Below are 20,244 nucleotides of genomic sequence, written 5' to 3' on the forward strand. Positions count from 1 at the left end.
CAGGCGCATATCACTGCGGGTTGGCACGGGTGCTGGAAAGCAACGATTTCAGGGAGGCAGCCTTGGGCTTGACCAACCAGAAACGACGCACGTAATCATCGAGGTTCTCGGCGAGTTCACGACCCCACTCGCTGTCGGTTTCCTCAACGTACTCGTTCAGCACGCGTTGCAAATGGCTACGGTAGGCTTCCATCGCCTCGCCGCTGATCCGCTGGATTTCCACCAGTTCGTGGTTGACCCGGTCAACGAAGGTGTTGTCCTGGTCGAGCACGTAGGCGAAACCGCCGGTCATGCCAGAGCCGAAGTTATAACCGGTCTTGCCCAGGACGCAGACGAAACCACCGGTCATGTACTCGCAGCAGTGATCGCCAGTGCCTTCCACGACGGTGTGGGCACCGGAGTTACGCACGGCGAAACGCTCGCCCGCGGTACCGGCGGCGAACAACTTGCCGCCCGTGGCGCCGTACAGGCAGGTGTTGCCGATGATGGCACTGTCCTGGGTCTTGTAGATGCTGCCCTTTGGCGGAACGATCACCAGCTTGCCGCCGGTCATGCCCTTGCCGACGTAGTCGTTGGCGTCACCTTCCAGGTACATGTTCAGGCCGCCGGCGTTCCATACACCGAAGCTCTGGCCGGCCGTGCCCTTGAAGCGGAAGGTGATAGGCGCATTGGCCATGCCCTGGTTGCCGTGCTTACGGGCGATGTCGCCGGAGATCCGCGCGCCGATGGAACGGTCGCAGTTGCAGATATCCAGTTCGAACTCCGCGCCGCTCTTGTCGTTGATCGCCGAGGTGGCCATTTCGACCATTTTCTCGGCCAGCAGGCCTTTGTCGAACGGCGGGTTACGCTCCACACCGCAGAACTGTGGCTTGTCCGCCGGCACGTGGTCGCTGCCCAGCAACGGGGTCAGGTCGAGGTGATGCTGCTTGGCGGTCTGGCCTTCGAGGACTTCCAGCAGATCGGTACGACCGATCAGCTCTTCGAGGGAGCGCACGCCCAGCTTGGCCAGCCACTCACGGGTTTCTTCGGCGACGTAGGTGAAGAAATTCACCACCATGTCGACGGTACCGATGTAGTGATCCTTGCGCAGCTTCTCGTTCTGGGTCGCGACGCCGGTGGCGCAGTTGTTCAGGTGGCAGATGCGCAGGTATTTGCAGCCCAGGGCGATCATTGGTGCGGTGCCGAAGCCGAAACTTTCAGCGCCGAGGATGGCTGCCTTGATCACGTCGAGGCCGGTCTTCAGGCCGCCGTCGGTCTGCACCCGGACTTTGCCGCGCAGGTCGTTGCCGCGCAGGGTCTGGTGAGTTTCGGCCAGGCCGAGTTCCCACGGAGCGCCCGCGTATTTGATCGAGGTCAGTGGCGATGCGCCGGTGCCGCCGTCGTAGCCGGAGATGGTGATCAAGTCCGCGTAGGCCTTGGCCACACCGGCAGCGATGGTGCCGACGCCCGCTTCCGCTACCAGCTTCACCGAGACAAGCGCCTTCGGGTTGACCTGCTTGAGGTCGAAAATCAGCTGCGACAAGTCTTCGATCGAATAGATGTCGTGGTGCGGCGGTGGCGAAATCAGGGTCACGCCCGGCACTGCATAACGCAGCTTGGCGATCAGGCCGTTGACCTTGCCGCCTGGCAGCTGACCACCTTCGCCAGGCTTGGCGCCTTGGGCAACCTTGATCTGCAGCACTTCAGCGTTGACCAGGTACTCCGGGGTCACACCGAAACGGCCGGTCGCAACCTGCTTGATTTTCGAGCTCTTGATGGTGCCGTAGCGCGCCGGGTCTTCACCACCTTCACCGGAGTTGGAACGCGCACCGAGGCGGTTCATGGCTTCGGCCAGGGCTTCGTGAGCCTCAGGCGACAGGGCGCCCAGCGAGATACCGGCGGAGTCGAAGCGCTTGAGCACCGATTCCAGCGGTTCGATTTCGCTCATGTCCAGCGGGGTATCGAGGGTCTTGACCTTGAGCAGGTCACGGATCATCGACACCGGGCGGTTATCCACCAGCGAGGTGTATTCCTTGAACTTGCTGTAGTCGCCCTGCTGCACGGCGGCTTGCAGGGTGTTGACCACGTCCGGGTTGTACGCGTGATATTCGCCACCGTGGACGAACTTCAGCAGGCCGCCTTGCTGGATCGGCTTGCGCGGGCTCCAGGCTTCGGTGGCCAAGGCTTTCTGCTCGGCTTCGATGTCGACGAAACGCGCGCCCTTGATGCGGCTCGGCACGCCCTTGAAGCTCAGGTTGCAGACTTCCTCGGACAGGCCGATGGCTTCGAACAACTGTGCGCCACGGTACGAAGTGATGGTCGAGATGCCCATCTTCGAGAGGATCTTGAGCAGGCCCTTGGTGATGCCTTTACGGTAATTCTTGAACACCTCGTAGAGGTCGCCCAGCACTTCACCGGTACGGATCAGGTCGCCCAGCACTTCGTAGGCCAGGAACGGATAAACGGCAGAGGCACCGAAACCGATCAACACGGCGAAGTGATGCGGATCGCGAGCAGTCGCGGTTTCCACCAGGATGTTGGAGTCGCAACGCAGGCCCTTCTCGGTCAGGCGGTGGTGTACCGCGCCGGTGGCCAGGGAGGCGTGGATCGGCAACTTGCCCGGGGCAATGTGACGGTCACTCAGGACGATCTGCGTACGACCGGCGCGCACGGCTTCTTCAGCCTGATCGGCGACGTTGCGGATGGCTGCTTCGAGGCCGACGCTTTCGTCGTAGTTGAGGTCGATGATCTGGCGTTCGAAGCCTGGACGATCGAGGTTCATCAGCGAGCGCCACTTGGCCGGGGAAATGACCGGCGAGCTGAGGATCACGCGCGACGCGTGTTCCGGCGACTCCTGGAAGATGTTGCGCTCGGCACCGAGGCAGATCTCCAGCGACATGACGATGGCTTCACGCAGCGGGTCGATCGGCGGGTTGGTCACCTGCGCGAACTGCTGGCGGAAATAGTCGTAAGGCGTACGCACGCGCTGGGACAGCACGGCCATCGGCGTATCGTCGCCCATCGAGCCCACGGCTTCGTAGCCTTGCTCGCCAAGCGGGCGCAGCACCTGGTCGCGCTCTTCGAACGTGACCTGGTACATCTTCATGTATTGCTTGAGCTGATCGACGTCGTAGAACGCCGAACCGTGGTCGTTGTCTTCCATGGTCGCCTGGATGCGCAGGGCATTCTTGCGCAGCCATTGCTTGTACGGATGACGTGACTTGAGACGGTTGTCGATGGCATCGGTGTCGAGGATCTGACCGGTCTCGGTGTCCACGGCAAAGATCTGGCCAGGCCCCACGCGGCCCTTGGCGATCACGTCTTCAGGCTGGTAGTTCCAGACACCGATTTCCGAAGCCAGGGTGATGAAACCGTTCTTGGTGGTGACCCAACGCGCCGGACGCAGGCCGTTACGGTCGAGCAGGCACACCGCGTAGCGACCGTCGGTCATAACCACACCGGCCGGGCCATCCCACGGTTCCATGTGCATCGAGTTGTACTCGTAGAACGCACGCAGGTCCGGGTCCATGGTCTCGACGTTCTGCCACGCAGGCGGAATGATCATCCGCACGCCGCGGAACAGATCGATACCACCGGTGACCATCAGCTCGAGCATGTTGTCCATGCTCGATGAGTCGGAACCGACACGGTTGACCAGCGGGCCGAGTTCTTCCAGATCCATCAGATCGTTGGCGAACTTGGTGCGACGGGCCACGGCCCAGTTGCGGTTGCCGGTGATGGTGTTGATCTCGCCGTTGTGCGCCAGGAAGCGGAACGGTTGGGCCAGCGGCCATTTCGGCAGGGTGTTGGTGGAGAAGCGCTGGTGGAACACGCAAATCGAGGTTTGCAGGCGCTCATCGCTCAGGTCTGGATAGAAGGCGGTCAGGTCCGCCGGCATCATCAGGCCTTTATAGATAATGGTCTTGTGCGAAAAGCTGCAGACGTAGTGGTCGGTATCGGCGGCGTTGGCCACCGATGAACGACGACGGGAGGTGAACAGCTTGACGGCCATGTCCTGGTCGCTCAGGCCTTCGCCACCGATGAACACCTGCTCGATCTGTGGCAGGCGCTCAAGGGCCAGGCGGCCGAGGACGCTGGTATCGATCGGCACTTTGCGCCAGCCGACCAACTGCAGGCCGGCAGCCAGGATCTCGCGGTTCATGTTCTCGCGAGCGGCTTCAGCCTTGACCGGGTCCTGGTTGAAGAAAACCATGCCCACAGCGTATTGCTTGGGCAGTTCGACGCCGAAGGTTTCCTGGGCGATCGCTCGCAGGAACACGTCCGGCTTTTGAATCAGCAGACCGCAACCGTCACCGGTCTTGCCGTCAGCATTAATCCCACCGCGGTGGGTCATGCAGGTCAGGGCCTCGATGGCCGTTTGCAAAAGGGTATGACTGGGCTCGCCCTGCATATGGGCAATCAGGCCGAAACCGCAGTTATCCTTGAATTCATCTGGTTGGTACAGACCTGCTTTCATAGACACTTTCTCACCAGGCTGCCCCTTATCGAGGCAAATTTCTTTTCAATTCAACCACTTACCATCCGCACCGAACGTACGCCAGCTTTGCGGGGGCAAAAGGGAGGTCATTGTACACACCGACACTTGGCCTCACAAATTTGGCGACGAAATGTCGCAAATCTATGTCGCATTTGTGAAAGGTTTAAAGCGATCTGCTGTGCTAGTCAAAACTTTTTTTAATTTTGACCGCTACGACTCAAAGACTACTGTGACGCAGACACCACAAGGCACGCAGCCCGAAAGGTTGCGCGCACTTGTAGAAATTTTGAGGTGCTTGGAGAGGCGGCCTGGGTAAGGCCGCCGAATCTTCAGCGAGTTGTTGCCAGTTCCTGTTGGACGCTGGCGACAGTGCGAGGCCAAGGTTTACCAGCCTGGACCTTCGCTGGCAAGGCCTTGATGGCGGAAACGGCTGCATCACGATTGGCGAAGTTGCCGTAGGTGATCACGTAGAGCGGTTTGCCGTTGAGGACTTTCTTGAAATAACGGTACTCGCCGCCTTGCTCCTTGACGAAGTTTTGTGCGGCGGTTTCCGAGCTGGTGCCGAGGATCTGCACCACGTAATTACCCGGTGCCTGACCGGCGTACCAGGTGCCACCGGCAGCCTTGGCGACGGTCGCTGGCTTCTCGGCCGGCTTGGCAGCAGCGGCGGCTGGCTTGGCTGGCGCCGGAGCTGGAGCCGGCTTGGCAACCGGAGCAGGCGCTGGCTTGGCGGTAGCGACCTGGGTCGGTGCAGGCGTCGGCTTGGCGGTTGGCGTTGGCGTTGGCGCAGGACCAGCCGGAACGCCCGCTGGCGGTGCGATCGTAGTCACGGTCGGTGGCGTTGCGCTGGAACCCTCGACCGGCACGCCGTCATCGCCCTCGGTAATGCCACCCGCTGCTTCGGCCAATGGAGCACGCATGACAGGTTGCGAATTGCCGACCAACGGCAATGGCGTAGGCTGCGTGTTGCCGGCGAATTCGACGGCCGGAGCACCGCCCGACGAGCCCTGGCCAAGCGGCAGTTGCGCCTGTTCGTTGGCAGGCGCACCGGTGGTCGGTGTCTTGCTGCGACCAGGCATCAACCAGGCGGCGGCTACCGCGACCACAACGACGGCGGAAATCGCCAATACGTGTTTCTTCGGCATATTGAACCCCATACTTGGACGCTTCACCGCTGAGCGGCTGGCAATCATGGCTTCGATCATCGCATCGTGGGCAGCCTGGTTGATGTTGCCAGGCCAACCCTCGGAGCTTTCGTGAATATCAGAGATCTGATTTACAGTGAAAAGTTCGATACCCCGGCCGGCGCCTTCAAGCCGCTGCTCCAGGTATTCACGCGTTTCCTCTTCGGTGTAAGGCTGCAGCTCGATGACGTGGAAGCGTTCTTCCTCGAGTTGCAAAGCCTCAAGCTGAGCGATCATCGAGGACTCGCCGAACAGGAACACATGCGGACGGCCTTCCGGCGCACCCGCGCCCAAGGCCATCAAGGCTTCAAGCGCGGACTCGTCGAGCTGCTCGGCATCATCGACCAGCAGATAGACTTCCTGCCCAGTCAGAGCAAGCTGCACCACCTGTTTCAGAATTGCCCCGATCTCAGCCTGGGCAACGTCCAGTGCCTGGGCAACCTGGCGCAACACGCCAGCCGAATCACCCGCACCACGGGCGGAAACCACCACGCTTTGCACGGTCTGCTTGTTGGTACTGGCCACCAGGGCCTGGCGCAGCAGGGTCTTGCCACTGCCATGCGGACCTGTGACCACCAACAGCAGCTGGCTGTAACGCGCCAGATGGTGCAACTGCCCCAGCACCGGCTTGCGCTGGGCAGGGAAAAACTTGAAGCCAGGGACCCGTGGAGCAAACGGGTCATGACTCAACTGGTAGTGGCCGAGGAAAGCCTCGTCGGCATGCAAACTAGTCATCGCGTTCTTATTAACCTTTAAGCTGAGCCAGGGCGCGATAATCCGCTCCCAGCGTGGCCTGTAGAACCTCTTTCGGATAATCGTCGGTCACTACCGCTTCGCCCATGTGGCGCAGCAGCACCAGGCGCAAACGACCGTCGATCACTTTCTTGTCAATTGCCATGTGTTCGAGAAAATCGGCTGCCGTCATTTCTTCAGGCGGAATAACCGGCAGGCCGGCGCGCTGGAACAGGCGAATGCCGCGATCGCGATCCTGTTCGCTGATCCAGCCCAGGCGCGCGGACATCTCCAAAGCCATGACAGTGCCAGCAGCCACCGCTTCACCATGTAGCCAGACACCATAGCCCATGTGGGTCTCGATGGCGTGACCGAAGGTGTGCCCCAGGTTGAGCGTTGCCCGTACACCAGTTTCTTTCTCGTCGGCGCCGACCACGGCCGCCTTGGCCGCACAGGAGCGCTCGATGGCATAGGTGAGGGCTTGCTGATCCAGGTTGCGCAGGCGGTCGACGTTGTCTTCGAGCCAGGTCAGGAACGGCTCATCGCAGATCAACCCATACTTGATGACTTCGGCCAGGCCGGCGGACAGCTCGCGGGCCGGCAGCGTATTGAGGGAGGCGGTGTCGATAAGCACGACGTTCGGCTGATAGAAGGCGCCGACCATGTTCTTGCCCAGCGGATGATTGATACCGGTCTTGCCACCCACCGAAGAGTCAACCTGCGACAGCAGCGTGGTCGGAACCTGGATAAAATCGACACCGCGCTGGTAGCAGGCTGCCGCAAAGCCGGCCATGTCGCCAATCACGCCGCCACCCAGGGCGATCACCGTGGTGCGCCGATCGTGCCGCGCGGTCAGCAGACCGTCGAAAATCAGTTGCAGGGTTTCCCAGGTCTTGAAGGCCTCGCCGTCGGGCAACACCACGGAAATCACCGAGAACTGCGCAAGGCTGCGGGTCAGGCGTTCGAGATAGAGAGGCGCAACGGTTTCATTGGAAATGATCGCCACTTGCCGTCCGCGAATGTGCGGGGCCAGCAGCTCAGGCTGGTCCAACAAACCTTCGCCAATATGAATCGGGTAGCTGCGCTCGCCTAGATCGACCTTGAGTGTCTGCATGTGTCCCCACAGTGAAGATGGAATCAGGCAACCTGCCTTGGGTTAACGAATGTCTACGGCCACCGCGGGTGTGACGTCGCTCGATGGCCATTCGCCACAACCTCGAGCGGTCATGGCAGGAGGCCGAGGATAGCGCATTTCGTGCGACGCTTTAACGGGGCGGCAATTGCTGCAAACGCTCCAGGATATCGAGCACGACCATTCGCGGCGGTCGTTCATCCGTTTCCACCACCAGATCGGCGATTTCCCGATAAAGAGGGTCGCGAATGGCCAAAAGGTCCCTGAGGGTCTTGGCCGGATCGGCTGTACGCAACAATGGCCGATTGCGGTCGCGTGAAGTGCGGCCGACCTGCTGCTCGACGGAGGCATGCAGATAGACCACACGTCCGCCAGCGCGCAGCGCCCGACGATTGGCCTCGCGCATGACCGCGCCACCGCCTGTCGCCAGCACCACGCCGTCGTAATCGCACAGCTCGGCAATCATTGCCTGCTCGCGCTCACGAAAGCCCGGTTCGCCTTCCTTGTCGAAGATCCATGGGATATTGGCGCCCGTGCGTAATTCAATTTCCTTATCGGAATCTTTGAATGGCAAGCGCAGCTCTTTGGCCAGCAATCGGCCGATGGTGCTTTTTCCAGCCCCCATCGGTCCTACAAGTATCAAATTTCGCACAGAATCAACGACTCACAGCAATCGCCTGGTTATTCATGATACGCGGTGTGAGAAACACCAACAGCTCGGATTTTTTCTCCGAAACCACGTCACGCCGGAAAAGGCGGCCAAGATACGGCACATCGCCAAGAAATGGCACCTTATCTACAACCTTGCTTTGAGTATTTGAGAAAACACCACCAATGACGATGGTCTCGCCATCGTTGACCAGGACCTTGGCATTGACTTCGTTTTTCTTGATCGGCGGCACATCCTGGACCTTGTTCAGGTAATCCGGCTCATCCTTGGTGACCTTGACCTCCATGATGATCCGGTTGTCCGGCGTGATCTGCGGCGTCACCTCCAGCGATAGCGAAGCCTCTTTGAACGAGACCGAAGTAGCGCCGCTGGAGCTGGCTTCCTGGTAGGGAATCTCGGTGCCCTTGAGGATCTTTGCGGTTTCCTTGTCGGAAGTGACGACCTTGGGTTGCGAGACGATTTCGCCATTGCCGGTCTTTTCCATGGCCGTCAATTCAAGGTCCAGCAAGACGTTGTCGGTGATGAAGGCGATGCCGATGCCCGATGTGTTGTTGGCGACCCCCAGGTCGACGAACGGCGAGCTGGTGCTACCGCCGTCGCTGGTGCCGTTACCGACTCCCGAGGCATTCCAGTTGCCTTTGTTCTGTATTGAGCCTCCCCAACGCACGCCAAGGCTCTTGTCGTAGTCAACGTTGGCTTCAACGATACGCGCCTCGATCATCACCTGACGTACCGGAATATCCAGCTGCGCAACGATGCGCCGCAGTTCGTCGAGCCGGTCCTGGGTCTGGTAGGCAATGATGTTGTTGGTGCGTTCATCGACCGTGATCGATCCCCGTTCGTCGGCTTTCGCCTCGGCGTTGGTCACCGACTGGAACAGTTTGGCGATATCGGCCGCCTTGGCGTAATTGACCTGCAACAGCTCCCGACGCAGTGGTGCCAGGTCGGCAATCTGCTTTTGCGACTCCAGCTCCTGGCGTTCACGGGCGGCAATTTCGTCGGCCGGAGCGACGAGCAACACATTACCCAGCTTGCGCTTGTCCAGGCCCTTGGTTTTCAGTACCAGGTCCAGCGCCTGGTCCCAGGGTACGTTTTGCAGGCGCAGGGTAATTCCCCCCTGGACCGTGTCACTGGCGACGAGATTGAGGTTGGTGAAATCGGCGATCAGTTGCAGTACCGAGCGCACGTCGATGTCCTGGAAATTCAGCGAAAGCTTTTCACCGCTGTAGGCATTGCGATCGGCGTTGCGCTTTTGCAGGTCGTCGACCGTCATCGGACGAATGCTGACGGTCAGCTTGTTGTCGGTCTGGTAGGTCGAATAGTCAAAGGCACCGCTGGGTTCTATGGTGATGGTCGCCTTGTCCCCCGTGGCACTGGCATTGACGAATTGTACCGGTGTGGCGAAATCCTTCACATCCAGGCGCACACGCAACGGCTCGGGCAATCGGGTCTTGTTGAAGCCGAGAACGATCTTGCCTTCGCGCTCCTGGATATCGGGTGCAATGGACGGATCCGACAAGTCGATCACGACATTGCCTTCGCCCTCGGTACCCCGCTGGAAATCCACCGCACGAATCGCTTTGCCTGTCGGTGCAACCGCGCGCGCCGGAACCGGGACCGGTACAGCAGCGGCCGCTCTTGGCGCAGGGCTTTTACCTCCCTGCCCGACGACCACAAACAGGTTATTGCCTTCGACCCGCATGTCGTAGGGGCTCAACTGGGTCAGGTTGATGATCAGCCGCGCACGATCCTTGGCCTCCACCACGGTCGCGCTGCGGGCATTGCCACTGCCCAGGTCGCGAGTTTTGCTCGCCAGCTGACTGACGACACCGGGCAGATCCAGGGCAATCCGGGCAGGAGAGTCCGTCGTATAGCCACGGGGCGTCGGAGGCGGTTGGTCGAACACCAGCTTCAACTCGACGCGGTCTCCCGGCAACGCGGCGACATCCAGCGCCTTGAGGTTGGCCGCTTGTACCATCGGTGACAGCAACGCTATCCATAGCGATACCCCGAGGGTGGAGAAAATCCTGTTCATTGTACGAGTTCCACTATGAGTGCTCTTTCAAAGGAAGGATCCGCGGCCGCTCCAGCCAGGCACCTTCGCCGTCAGGAACGATTTCTACCACTTCGACTTGCGAGCCACTGATGGCGACAATCCGGCCGTCGTTACGCCCCAGGTAATCACCGACTTTCAGCCGATGCACCCCACCAGCGCCGCGCAGCAGTGCAAAGGAGCCTGCCGCATTGGAAATCGTGCCGACCATTTCAAACTGCTCGATATTGAAACCCTCGAGGTACTGCTTGACCCGGCTGGGGTCAGGCTTGACGTTGCGCGCACCTTGTTGGTGTGCCAGATCGACCTTGACCTGCCGTGAAAACGGGCTACGCAAGTTGGCGGCGTTGTAGGTGAACGTCGGGTAAGACCGAAATGTCGGCGTTGGTTCAATTTTGCCCGGCGCCCGAAGGCGCATTTCGTTCATGTAGGCGTCCAGGTCGCTGAAATCATCGCCGCCGTCACAGCCAGCCAATAAGGCGACCAAAACCACTATCGAACAACCACGTAGCGGGCTCATCAATTCAGTCCCTTGTCGTTGTAGCGGTAAGTCCTGGCCAGGATGCTCATGCGCAATTTCGGTCCGTCGTCTGGATTGACCGGCGCGAGGTCGAAATCATGCAGGGTGACGATACGCGGCAACCCGGCCACGCCACTGACAAAAGTGGCCAGGTCGTGATAGGCACCGGTGACCGTGATCTTGATCGGCAGTTCGATGTAGAACGGCTGGGTGACCTCCGGCAACAGCTTGATCTCTTCGAACTCCAGGCCGCTGCCCAGCCCTGTTCGAGTGATATCTTCCAGCAGGCCTGGGACTTCAGTGTCGCTGGGGAGTTGCCGTAGCAGAACACCGAAGGCATTCTCCATCTCCTTCATCTGCTGGGAGTAAAGTTCCAGATTCGCCGCCATTTGGGATTTGCTGGCAAATTGCTCCTTGAGGGTCGACTCCTCCTCTCGCTTGAGCTCAAGCTGGTTTTCAAGCTCGCTCGTGGAAAAGTTGTAGCCGATCGACAGCACCAGGACCGCGACCACAATGCCCATCAGGACTTTAATCGCGGGTGGCCAGGCCCCCATGTTGTGAGTATCCAGATCGTTGATATCGATCCTGCGCAACCCGTCGAGCCATTCGGACGGACTCATTCGCCATCCTCCACGGCCGCGGTCCGGGTTTGACGAACGGTCAACTGAAAAACATTGGCCTGGTCCAGTTGGCCCGAGGTCGTCGCCTTGACTTCAGTCAGGCTGGGCGCATCGAACCAGTCGGACGCCTCCAGGTTTCGCATCAGGTCTGAAACACGGTTGTTCGATTGCGCCGCCCCAGTGATGGACAAGGTCTTGCCCGTCATTTTGACTTCGGTGAAATACACCCCATCGGGCAAGGTCCGCGCCAGTTGATCAAATATTCGCCCGCTGATCGGGCGATTACCTTGCAAGTCCTGGATGATGCTCATGCGCTCGACCAATTGTTGGCGACGAGCCTTGAGATCGCTGATCTGCTTGATCCGCTCGTCGACCATGGCGATCTGTCTGCCGATGTAGTCGTTACGTGCAATCTGCCGCTCGATAGCTCCGCCGATGACCTGGTTGAGCACGAGCAAGGCGCCTGCCGAACCCAGCACTACAGCTGCCAGCACCACGAGGAAGCGCTTGCGCCGCTCTTCCCGTCGCTCTTCGCGCCAGGGTAATAGATTGATCCGCGCCATCAGTCGAAACTCCTGAGGGCCAACCCGCAGGCAATCATCAGCGCCGGCGCATCGCTGGCCAGGGCCACGGCATTGACCTTGCTGCCCAACGTCATGTCGCAAAACGGGTTGGCCACCAGCGTTGGCGTTCCCAATTGCTGCTCGATCAACCGCTCCAGACCGGGGATTGACGCAGTACCGCCGGCCAGCAGAATCTGGTCGACCGCGCTGTACTGGCCCGAAGCGAAGAAGAACTGCAATGAGCGCGATACTTGCTGTACCAGCGCTTCGCGAAACGGCTGCAGCACTTCGCCGACATAATCATCCGGCAAGCCGCCTTGTCTCTTCGCCAAGCCGGCCTGCTCAACGGTCAGGCCATATCGGCGCTGAATTGCCTCGGTGAGCTGACGGCCGCCGAACAATTGCTCTCGGGTATAGATAATCCGCCCCTCAAGCAGCACGCTCAGGGTGGTCATGGTTGCTCCGACATCGACTACTGCCACCAAGCGCCCTTGAGCGCCTCCCTGCTGGATCTTGAGCAAACCGAACGAACGCTCCAGGGCATAGGCCTCCACGTCGACCACGCGCGCAGTCAAGCCCGCCAGGGCCAGTGCGGCCTCACGGACCTCGACATTTTCCTTGCGACAGGCGGCAAGTAACACGTTGACCCGCTCAGGATTGCGCGTGGAAGCGCCCTGGACTTCGAAATCGATGGCGACATCGTCCAGCGGATAAGGGATGTACTGGTCGGCCTCGATCTTCAACTGGTCTTCCATCTCGTCATCGGTAAGGCCGGCATCCATTTCAATGGTCTTGGTGATCACTGCAGAACCGGCCACGGCCACCGCTACGTACTTGAGGTCGGTCCTGGCCTTGACCAGCACGCGCGCCAGCGCCTGGCCCACCCCATCGAGCTCGGCGATATTTTTCTCGATGACCGCCTTGGCGGGCAACGGCTCGACTGCGTAGGCTTCGACCCGATAGCCATTGCCCTGGCGGCTCAGTTCCAGCAACTTCACCGAAGTGGAGCTGATATCGATTCCCAGGAGCGACCTGGCTTTTTTATTGAAGAGTCTTAGCACTACCAATTCCCTATGACTTTCCGTGAGTTACGGACTCCATAACGGGTGTTGCGTTCAATCCACCCGTCTTGACAGCTAGCGCAAATAACGCCTTGGACGGAAAAATGCTTATAATGCCCAGCGTTTTTTTCCGGTTTTTCTCAAGCGCGGGTCGTTCTCCTTTAGCCTGAACCCTGATGCCAAATTCATTTTTTGCCCTGGATGTCCAAAAGCCTTGATTCGTCTGCTGAAATTTTTCGGTTGGTCCATCGTCGCCGTATTCTGCGGACTGCTTCTGGGTCTGAGTGGGGCGTTTCTTTACCTTAGTCCTGGATTGCCCTCCGTTGAGGCACTGAGAAGCATCCAGTTGCAGATTCCCCTGCGGGTCTACAGCAGCGACAACAAGTTGATCGCAGAATTTGGCGAAATGCGCCGTACACCGATCCGTTTCGCCGACATTCCCCCCAACTTCATTAATGCGTTACTAAGTGCTGAAGACGATAACTTCGCCAATCACTACGGCGTCGATCCCAGCAGCCTGATGCGCGCTGCCACTCAACTGGTCAAAAGTGGCCATATCCAGTCCGGCGGCAGCACCATCACCATGCAGGTGGCAAAAAACTTCTTCCTGACCAGCGAACGCAGCTTCTCGCGTAAAACCACCGAAATCCTCTTGGCCCTGCAGATCGAACGGCAGCTGACCAAGGATGAAATCCTTGAGCTGTACGTCAACAAGATCTATCTGGGCAACCGCGCCTACGGCATCGAGGCAGCGGCGCAGGTGTATTACGGCAAGTCGATTCGCGACATCAGCCTGGCGCAGATGGCGATGATCGCCGGCTTGCCCAAAGCGCCTTCGCGATTCAACCCGCTGGCCAACCCGGCCCGTAGCAAGGAGCGTCGCGACTGGATCCTGGGGCGCATGTACAAGCTGGGCAAAATCAGCGAAGCCGACTACACCACTGCCGTCAACGAGCCGCTGAACGCCAGCTATCACGTACCGACTCCAGAAGTGAACGCGCCCTACATCGCCGAGATGGCCCGCGCCGAAATGGTTGGCCGCTATGGCAGCGATGCGTACACCGAAGGTTTCCGCGTCACCACCACGGTGCCGAGCAACCTTCAGGAAATGGCCAACACCGCCCTCCACGAAGGCTTGATGACCTATGACCAGCGTCACGGCTATCGGGGCCCCGAGTCTCGTCTGCCGGGCAAGACGCGCGAGGCGTGGGCGACCGAACTGACCAAGCAACGCACCATCAGCAGCCTTGAACCAGCCATCGTCACCCAGGTCGACAAGAGCGGCCTGCAGGTGCTGACCCGCACCGGCAGCGAACACGTTAGCTGGGACACAATGAAATGGGCTCGCCCATTCCTGAACACCAACAGCATGGGTCCAAACCCCAAGCAGCCTTCGGATGTGGCCCAGGTCGGCGATCTGATTCGCGTGCAACGCCAGGCGGACAATTCGCTGAAATTCAGCCAGATCCCGCAGGCTCAGGGCGCATTGGTCTCCCTTGATCCGCAAAACGGCGCCATCCGCGCGCTGGTCGGCGGTTTCGCCTTTGAGCAAAGTAACTACAACCGCGCCCTTCAAGCCAAGCGCCAGCCGGGTTCGAGCTTCAAGCCTTTCGTCTACAGTGCCGCACTGGATAACGGCTACACCGCGTCCAGCCTGGTGAACGACGCACCGATCGTGTTTGTCGACGAATACCTGGACAAAGTCTGGCGCCCGAAAAACGACACCAATACCTTCCTCGGCCCGATCCGCCTGCGTGAAGCGCTCTACAAGTCACGTAACCTGGTTTCGATTCGCCTGTTGCAAGCGATGGGCGTTGGCAAGACCATCGACTACATCTCCCGCTTTGGCTTTAACAAGCAGGATCTGCCACCCAACCTTTCCCTGGCCCTGGGTACCGCAACCCTGACACCAATGGAAATTGCCACGGGCTGGAGTACCTTTGCCAACGGTGGCTACAAGATCACCCCGTACATCATCGAAAAGATCGAAAGCCGCAATGGCGATACACTGTTCGTTGCGAACCCACCCAGCGTGCCAAAAGGCGCTGTCGCGACCGACGGTATCGCCGCACCCGCCGCCGAAGCCTTTACGGTCAATGCAACACCTGGCCAGGCACCGGGCGAGCAACCAGCACCACAAACACCTGCCGTGGCTGAACGCATTGTCGATGGACGAACCACCTACATCCTCAACAGCATGCTGGAGGACGTGATCAAGCTCGGTACCGGTCGTCGCGCGCTGGCCCTGGGCCGCAGCGACATTGCCGGCAAGACCGGCACCACCAACGAGTCCAAGGACGCCTGGTTCTCCGGCTACAACGCCGATTACGTCACCACCGTCTGGACAGGCTTCGACCAGCCCGAAAGCCTGGGTCGCAAGGAGTTTGGTGGCACCGTCGCCCTACCCATCTGGATGAACTTCATGGGTGCCGCGCTCAAAGACCTGCCGCCTCACACCCAGCCAGAGCCGGAAGGCATCCTGAGCCTGCGGGTAGATCCAATCAGCGGCCGTGCAGCCACTCCAGGCACGCCTGGGGCCTACTTCGAGCTGTTCAAGGTCGAAGATACGCCGCCGACGGGCAATGAGCTGGGCAACGGCAACGCTCCAGGCAGCCCGCTACCGGCGGATGAGGGCGCGCCGATCGATTTGTTCTGATCGCAAGCCACATCAAAGAGCCCTGCCCTCGTGAGAAGTGCAGGGCTTTTTATTGCCTGCCAGATTTGCATTTATTTAACTGCCGCCTTCGCGGGCAAGCCCGCTCCCACAGGAATCGCATAAACCCTGCGGGAGCGGGCTTGCCCGCGAAAAGGCCTGCACAATCGACGCAAAACTCACGGATGTAAAAAAGCCCCGGCTCAAAACGAGCCGGGGCTTTCGGTTGAAGCGCTACAACGGCTTAGCCGTTGAACACGTCATCCACGCTTTTGAGCGGGTAGTTCTTCGGATACGGCAGGGTCGCCACGCCGGTCTCGATCGCAGCCTTGGCCACAGCGTCAGAGATCAGGGTGATCAAGCGAGCATCCATTGGTTTCGGAATGATGTACTCACGACCGAATTCCAGCTTGATGCCACCGTAGGCATCGCACACTTCCTGAGGCACTGGCAGCTTGGCCAGTTCACGCAAGGCGTTGGCCGCAGCCACTTTCATTTCTTCGTTGATGCGCTTGGCGCGAACGTCAAGGGCACCACGGAAGATGAACGGGAAGCCCAGCACGTTGTTGACCTGGTTCGGGTAGTCCGAACGGCCGGTGGCCATGATCACGTCGCTACGGGTAGCGTGTGCCAGCTCCGGGGAGATTTCCGGATCAGGGTTGGAGCACGCGAACACGATCGGGTTAGGCGCCATGGACAGCAGGCCTTCAGCGCTCAGCAGGTTCGGGCCGGACAGGCCGACGAACACGTCTGCACCTTGCAGGGCGTCTGCCAGGGTGCGTTTGTCAGTCGCGTGAGCGAAGACGGCCTTGTACTGGTTCAGGTCGTCACGGCCGGAGTGGATCACACCGGTACGGTCAACCATGTAGATGTTTTCGATGTTGGCACCCATGCTCACCAGCAATTTCATGCAGGAGATGGCGGCAGCACCGGCACCCAGGCACACGATCTTGGCTTGCGGCAGGGTTTTGCCAGCGATTTCCAGGGCGTTGATCATGCCGGCTGCGGTCACGATCGCGGTACCGTGCTGGTCGTCGTGGAATACCGGGATGTCACACTGCTCGATCAGGGCGCGTTCAATTTCAAAGCACTCAGGCGCCTTGATGTCTTCCAGGTTGATGCCACCGAAAGTGATGGAGATCCGCTTGACGGTGTCGATGAAGGCCTGCGGGCTTTCAGAATCGACTTCGATGTCGAAAACGTCGATGCCGGCGAAGCGCTTGAACAGCACGCCTTTACCTTCCATCACTGGTTTGGAGGCCAATGGGCCGAGGTTACCCAGGCCCAGAATCGCGGTGCCATCGGAAATGACTGCAACCAGGTTGCCTTTGCCGGTGTATTTGTAGGCCAGCTCAGGATCGCGGGCGATCTCGCGTACTGGTTCAGCTACGCCGGGGCTGTACGCCAGCGACAGGTCGCGGGCGGTAGCAGTGGCCTTGGTGAGCTCGACACTCAGCTTCCCTGGACGAGGATTGGCGTGATATTCGAGAGCGGCAGTTTTCAGATCAGACATTTTGGCATTCCGCTTTTACTGTTGGACAGACTGGTCAGCGAGGATACGCGCCTGGCAAAATCCCCACAAGACTGACCGGTCACCCCTGTCAAGCGCCCGGCCCTACGACTTTGGGCCAAGAGCCGCGGAACACAAGGGATAGACTGTTCACAATCCAAGTAAAAAATGTCTACAATTATTTGAAAATGGCCATTGCAGCCAAATCACAGACACAAAAAAGGCGTCCCGAGGGACGCCTTTTTCATCAGCATGGGAAAACTGCAGCGTTTTCCCATGATGATCGGCCTTAGGCCTTTTTCGCACCGAAAGCACCGAAACGGTCTGCGAAGCGCTGAACGCGGCCGCCAGTGTCCAGAGTCTTCTGCTTACCGGTGTAGAACGGGTGGCATTCGTTGCAAACGTCGATCGCCAGGGCTTTGCCGAAGGTCGAACGAGTTTCGAACTTGTTGCCGCAGCTGCAGGTAACAGCAACTGCTGGGTATTCTGGATGGATATCAGCTTTCATGGTGTCTTCCTCGGGCTAGCGTGCCGCCACCCAACACTATTGTTGAATACCGCACGTAATTAGGCCGCGGATTCTACCAGACAATGCCAATCACGCAAGCTGTCCCTCAAACCGGTCGTCTGCTAGGCTCCCGGCCCTGAGTCATCCTTTGTACCGTCTATCGAGATCCCCCCGCGTGCCCGACGCCATTTTGCGCCTCGCCCTGCCTTCGCCCCTGCGCCGCCTGTTTGACTACCGGGCGCCGGCTGGCGTTCTGCGTGCGCAGTTGCACCCCGGTATGCGCTTGCGGGTGCCGTTCGGCCGGCGGGAGATGATCGGGATTCTGGTGGAGGTCGCCGACACCAGCGAAGTGCCGGCGGAAAAACTCAAACCCGCCCTCGCACTGCTTGACGCAACTTCGCCCTTGCCGCCCGCGCTGTTCAAGCTTTGCCTGTGGACCTCGCAGTATTACCAGCATAGCCTCGGCGACACCTTGAGCTGGGCACTGCCGGTATTGCTGCGCCAGGGCGAACTGGCTGAGGCGCGCCAGGAGCGCTTCTGGTCCGCTGCGCCGGGCGCCAGCCTCGATGACCCGCGCATCGCCCGCGCCCCGCGCCAGCGCGAAGCCCTGGCAACGCTGGCCCAGCACCCCCACGGCGTTGCCCATCAGCTATTGAGCAAGCTGATGCTGAGCAAGGACAGCCTCGACCTGTTGCTGGCCAAGGAACTGGTCCAGGTCGACATTCGCAGGCACGCCCCCGGAGCCCGGCATGATCACTGGCTGGCCCAACCGGAGCTGCCGCTCAACCCGGAGCAACGCGCCGCCTATGAAGCGATTCGCTCAGGGTTCGACAGTTATCATGCGTTTCTGTTGGCCGGTGTCACCGGCAGCGGCAAGACCGAAGTCTATCTGCAGCTGATTCGCGAAACCCTGGAGGCCGGCAAGCAAGCACTGGTACTGATCCCGGAAATCAACCTCGGCCCGCAGACCCTGGCGCGCTTCGAGCAACGTTTCAACGCGCGTATCGCGCTGATTCACTCGGCGGTCAATGATCGCGAACGTCTCGAGGCCTGGCTCGCCGCCCGCGATGGTGAAGCCGACATCATTATCGGCACCCGCTCGGCGCTGTTCACGCCGATGAAAAACCCGGGGCTGATCATCATCGACGAAGAACACGATGGTTCCTATAAACAGCAGGAAGGCTTGCGCTATCACGCCCGCGACCTGGCGCTGGTCAGGGCACGCCAGGAAAACATTCCGATTGTCCTGGGCTCTGCCACGCCCTCACTGGAAAGCCTGCACAACGCCTACACCGGCCGGTATGGCCTGCTGCGGCTGAACGAGCGTGCCGGCGGCGCCAAACAACCGCGCTTCCTACGCCTGGACGTGAAAAGCCGTCCACTGGACAGCGGCATTTCCGGGCCCATGCAACAAGCCATCGGCCAGACCCTCGCTGCCGGCCAGCAGGTGCTGGTGTTCCTCAACCGCCGCGGCTTTGCCCCAACCCTGCTGTGTCATGACTGCGGCTGGATGTCCGAGTGCCAACGCTGCGATGCGCGCATGACGGTGCACCAGCGCTACGGCGAACTGCGTTGCCATCATTGCGGCTACGTCGAACGCGTACCGCGCCAGTGCCCCAAGTGCAACAAGGTCGACCTGCGCCCCGTGGGGGCCGGCACCGAACGGGCCGAGGAACGCCTGGGAATCCTGTTCCCGGACTATCCGGTCTTGCGGGTCGACCGCGACAGCACGTCGCGCAAGGACGCGATGAACCAGTTGTTCGCCACCATCCACAAAGGGCAGCCGTGCATCCTGGTCGGCACGCAGATGCTTGCCAAGGGCCACCACTTCCCACGGGTCACCCTGGTGTCGATCCTGGATGCGGATGGCGGGCTGTTCTCCGGCGACTTCCGCGCCAGTGAGCGCATGGCGCAACTGATTGTCCAGGTCGCCGGTCGAGCAGGCCGGGCGGAAGAGCCGGGCAAGGTGATCATCCAGACACACCTGGCCGACCACCCGCTGCTGGTGCAGTTGACCGAACAGGGTTACTTCGCCTTTGCCGAGCAGGCCTTGAGTGAACGTCGCGCAGCCGGCTTGCCGCCGTTTGCGCATTTGGCATTGCTGCGCGCCGAGGCCCACAAGCCCGGACAGGCCGAAGGGTTCCTCGATGAGGCCTGCAGCGAGGCCGAGCGCTTGCTCGCCGAACAGAATCTGAGCGCAATCGAACTGCTCGGGCCGGTACCTGCACCGATGGAGCGACGCGCCGGGCGTTATCGTGCCCAGTTGTTGTTACAGGCTACGGCCCGGGCACCGCTGCACCGGTTGCTTGCCAGCTGGCTGTTGGTGCTGGAGCAGATGCCAAGCGGGCGGGCGGTGCGCTGGTCGCTGGATGTCGATCCCGTCGATTTGTATTGATCGCAAGTCGCCTTCGCGAGCAGGCTCGCTCCCACAGGGGTTAAGGTGAATGCAGAGTTTATGCACACCCTTGATCTACTGTGGGAGCGAGCCTGCTCGCGAAGGGGCCCGATTTGTCACCGCATATCCATAACCTGCCAGCTATGGTTGGCAAGGTCGCCTCGGC

The 20,244-nt window shown here is 60.2% G+C and carries 13 protein-coding genes; 2 read left to right on the top strand and 11 right to left on the bottom strand.

The genetic code is table 11. The annotated features are described in order from the left end of the window. Nucleotides 1-10 precede the first annotated feature (10 nt). The 9 genes from gltB to PSUM_RS21075 all read right to left on the bottom strand — a co-directional run bounded on the left by gltB (nt 11) and on the right by PSUM_RS21075 (nt 13,012). Nucleotides 11-4,456, bottom strand: coding sequence for a glutamate synthase large subunit (gltB, locus tag PSUM_RS21030; RefSeq protein WP_020796156.1), 4,446 nt, complete (start codon nt 4,454-4,456; stop codon nt 11-13). A 350-nt stretch (nt 4,457-4,806) separates the two neighbouring features. Continuing rightward, nucleotides 4,807-6,396 carry an AAA family ATPase gene (locus PSUM_RS21040; RefSeq protein ID WP_083350023.1) on the bottom strand — a complete coding sequence of 530 codons (1,590 nt, stop codon included), beginning with the start codon at nt 6,394-6,396 and terminating at the stop codon, nt 4,807-4,809. Nucleotides 6,397-6,406: 10 nt separating this feature from the next. Further along, nucleotides 6,407-7,507, bottom strand: coding sequence for a 3-dehydroquinate synthase (gene aroB / locus PSUM_RS21045; RefSeq protein ID WP_083350022.1), 1,101 nt, complete (start codon nt 7,505-7,507; stop codon nt 6,407-6,409). Between the two features lie 151 nt (nt 7,508-7,658). After that, the gene (gene aroK, locus PSUM_RS21050; RefSeq protein WP_032831512.1) at nt 7,659-8,177 is read right to left on the bottom strand and encodes a shikimate kinase AroK; all 519 of its coding nucleotides are present in this window, start codon (nt 8,175-8,177) and stop codon (nt 7,659-7,661) included. Nucleotides 8,178-8,181: 4 nt separating this feature from the next. Further along, entirely contained in the window at nt 8,182-10,230 is a 2,049-nt protein-coding gene (locus tag PSUM_RS21055; RefSeq protein WP_020796153.1) for a type IV pilus secretin PilQ, read from the bottom strand. 13 nt (nt 10,231-10,243) lie between these two features. Further along, complete coding sequence (locus PSUM_RS21060; protein WP_033042554.1) at nt 10,244-10,768, bottom strand: pilus assembly protein PilP; 525 nt, start codon at nt 10,766-10,768, stop codon at nt 10,244-10,246. Continuing rightward, complete coding sequence (locus PSUM_RS21065; protein WP_033042556.1) at nt 10,768-11,388, bottom strand: type IV pilus inner membrane component PilO; 621 nt, start codon at nt 11,386-11,388, stop codon at nt 10,768-10,770. The genes PSUM_RS21060 and PSUM_RS21065 overlap by 1 nt, the downstream gene beginning before the upstream one ends. Continuing rightward, nucleotides 11,385-11,951: a PilN domain-containing protein gene (locus tag PSUM_RS21070; protein ID WP_020796150.1), complete on the bottom strand. Its 567-nt coding sequence runs from the start codon at nt 11,949-11,951 to the stop codon at nt 11,385-11,387. Before PSUM_RS21070 ends, PSUM_RS21065 begins: the two co-directional genes overlap by 4 nt. Next, the gene (locus PSUM_RS21075) at nt 11,951-13,012 is read right to left on the bottom strand and encodes a pilus assembly protein PilM (protein ID WP_020796149.1); all 1,062 of its coding nucleotides are present in this window, start codon (nt 13,010-13,012) and stop codon (nt 11,951-11,953) included. Before PSUM_RS21075 ends, PSUM_RS21070 begins: the two co-directional genes overlap by 1 nt. A gap of 214 nt (nt 13,013-13,226) precedes the next feature. Here PSUM_RS21075 and PSUM_RS21080 point away from each other — a divergent pair, with 214 nt between their 5' ends. Beyond that, nucleotides 13,227-15,668: a penicillin-binding protein 1A gene (locus tag PSUM_RS21080; RefSeq protein WP_033042561.1), complete on the top strand. Its 2,442-nt coding sequence runs from the start codon at nt 13,227-13,229 to the stop codon at nt 15,666-15,668. Nucleotides 15,669-15,909: 241 nt separating this feature from the next. Here the strand turns inward: PSUM_RS21080 and PSUM_RS21085 are convergent, their stop codons facing one another. Both PSUM_RS21085 and rpmE read right to left on the bottom strand, forming a co-directional pair. Next, nucleotides 15,910-17,178 (bottom strand): malic enzyme-like NAD(P)-binding protein, encoded by a 1,269-nt coding sequence (locus tag PSUM_RS21085; RefSeq protein WP_020796147.1) that lies wholly within the window; start codon nt 17,176-17,178, stop codon nt 15,910-15,912. Between the two features lie 286 nt (nt 17,179-17,464). Further along, complete coding sequence (gene rpmE, locus PSUM_RS21090) at nt 17,465-17,683, bottom strand: 50S ribosomal protein L31 (RefSeq protein ID WP_008047849.1); 219 nt, start codon at nt 17,681-17,683, stop codon at nt 17,465-17,467. A 175-nt stretch (nt 17,684-17,858) separates the two neighbouring features. Between rpmE and PSUM_RS21095 the strand changes: the two genes are divergently transcribed. Then, nucleotides 17,859-20,078 (top strand): primosomal protein N', encoded by a 2,220-nt coding sequence (locus PSUM_RS21095; RefSeq protein ID WP_020801245.1) that lies wholly within the window; start codon nt 17,859-17,861, stop codon nt 20,076-20,078. Nucleotides 20,079-20,244: the final 166 nt, after the last annotated feature.

The sequence above is a fragment of the Pseudomonas umsongensis genome, assembly GCF_002236105.1.
Classification (GTDB): Bacteria; Pseudomonadota; Gammaproteobacteria; order Pseudomonadales; family Pseudomonadaceae; genus Aquipseudomonas; species Aquipseudomonas umsongensis.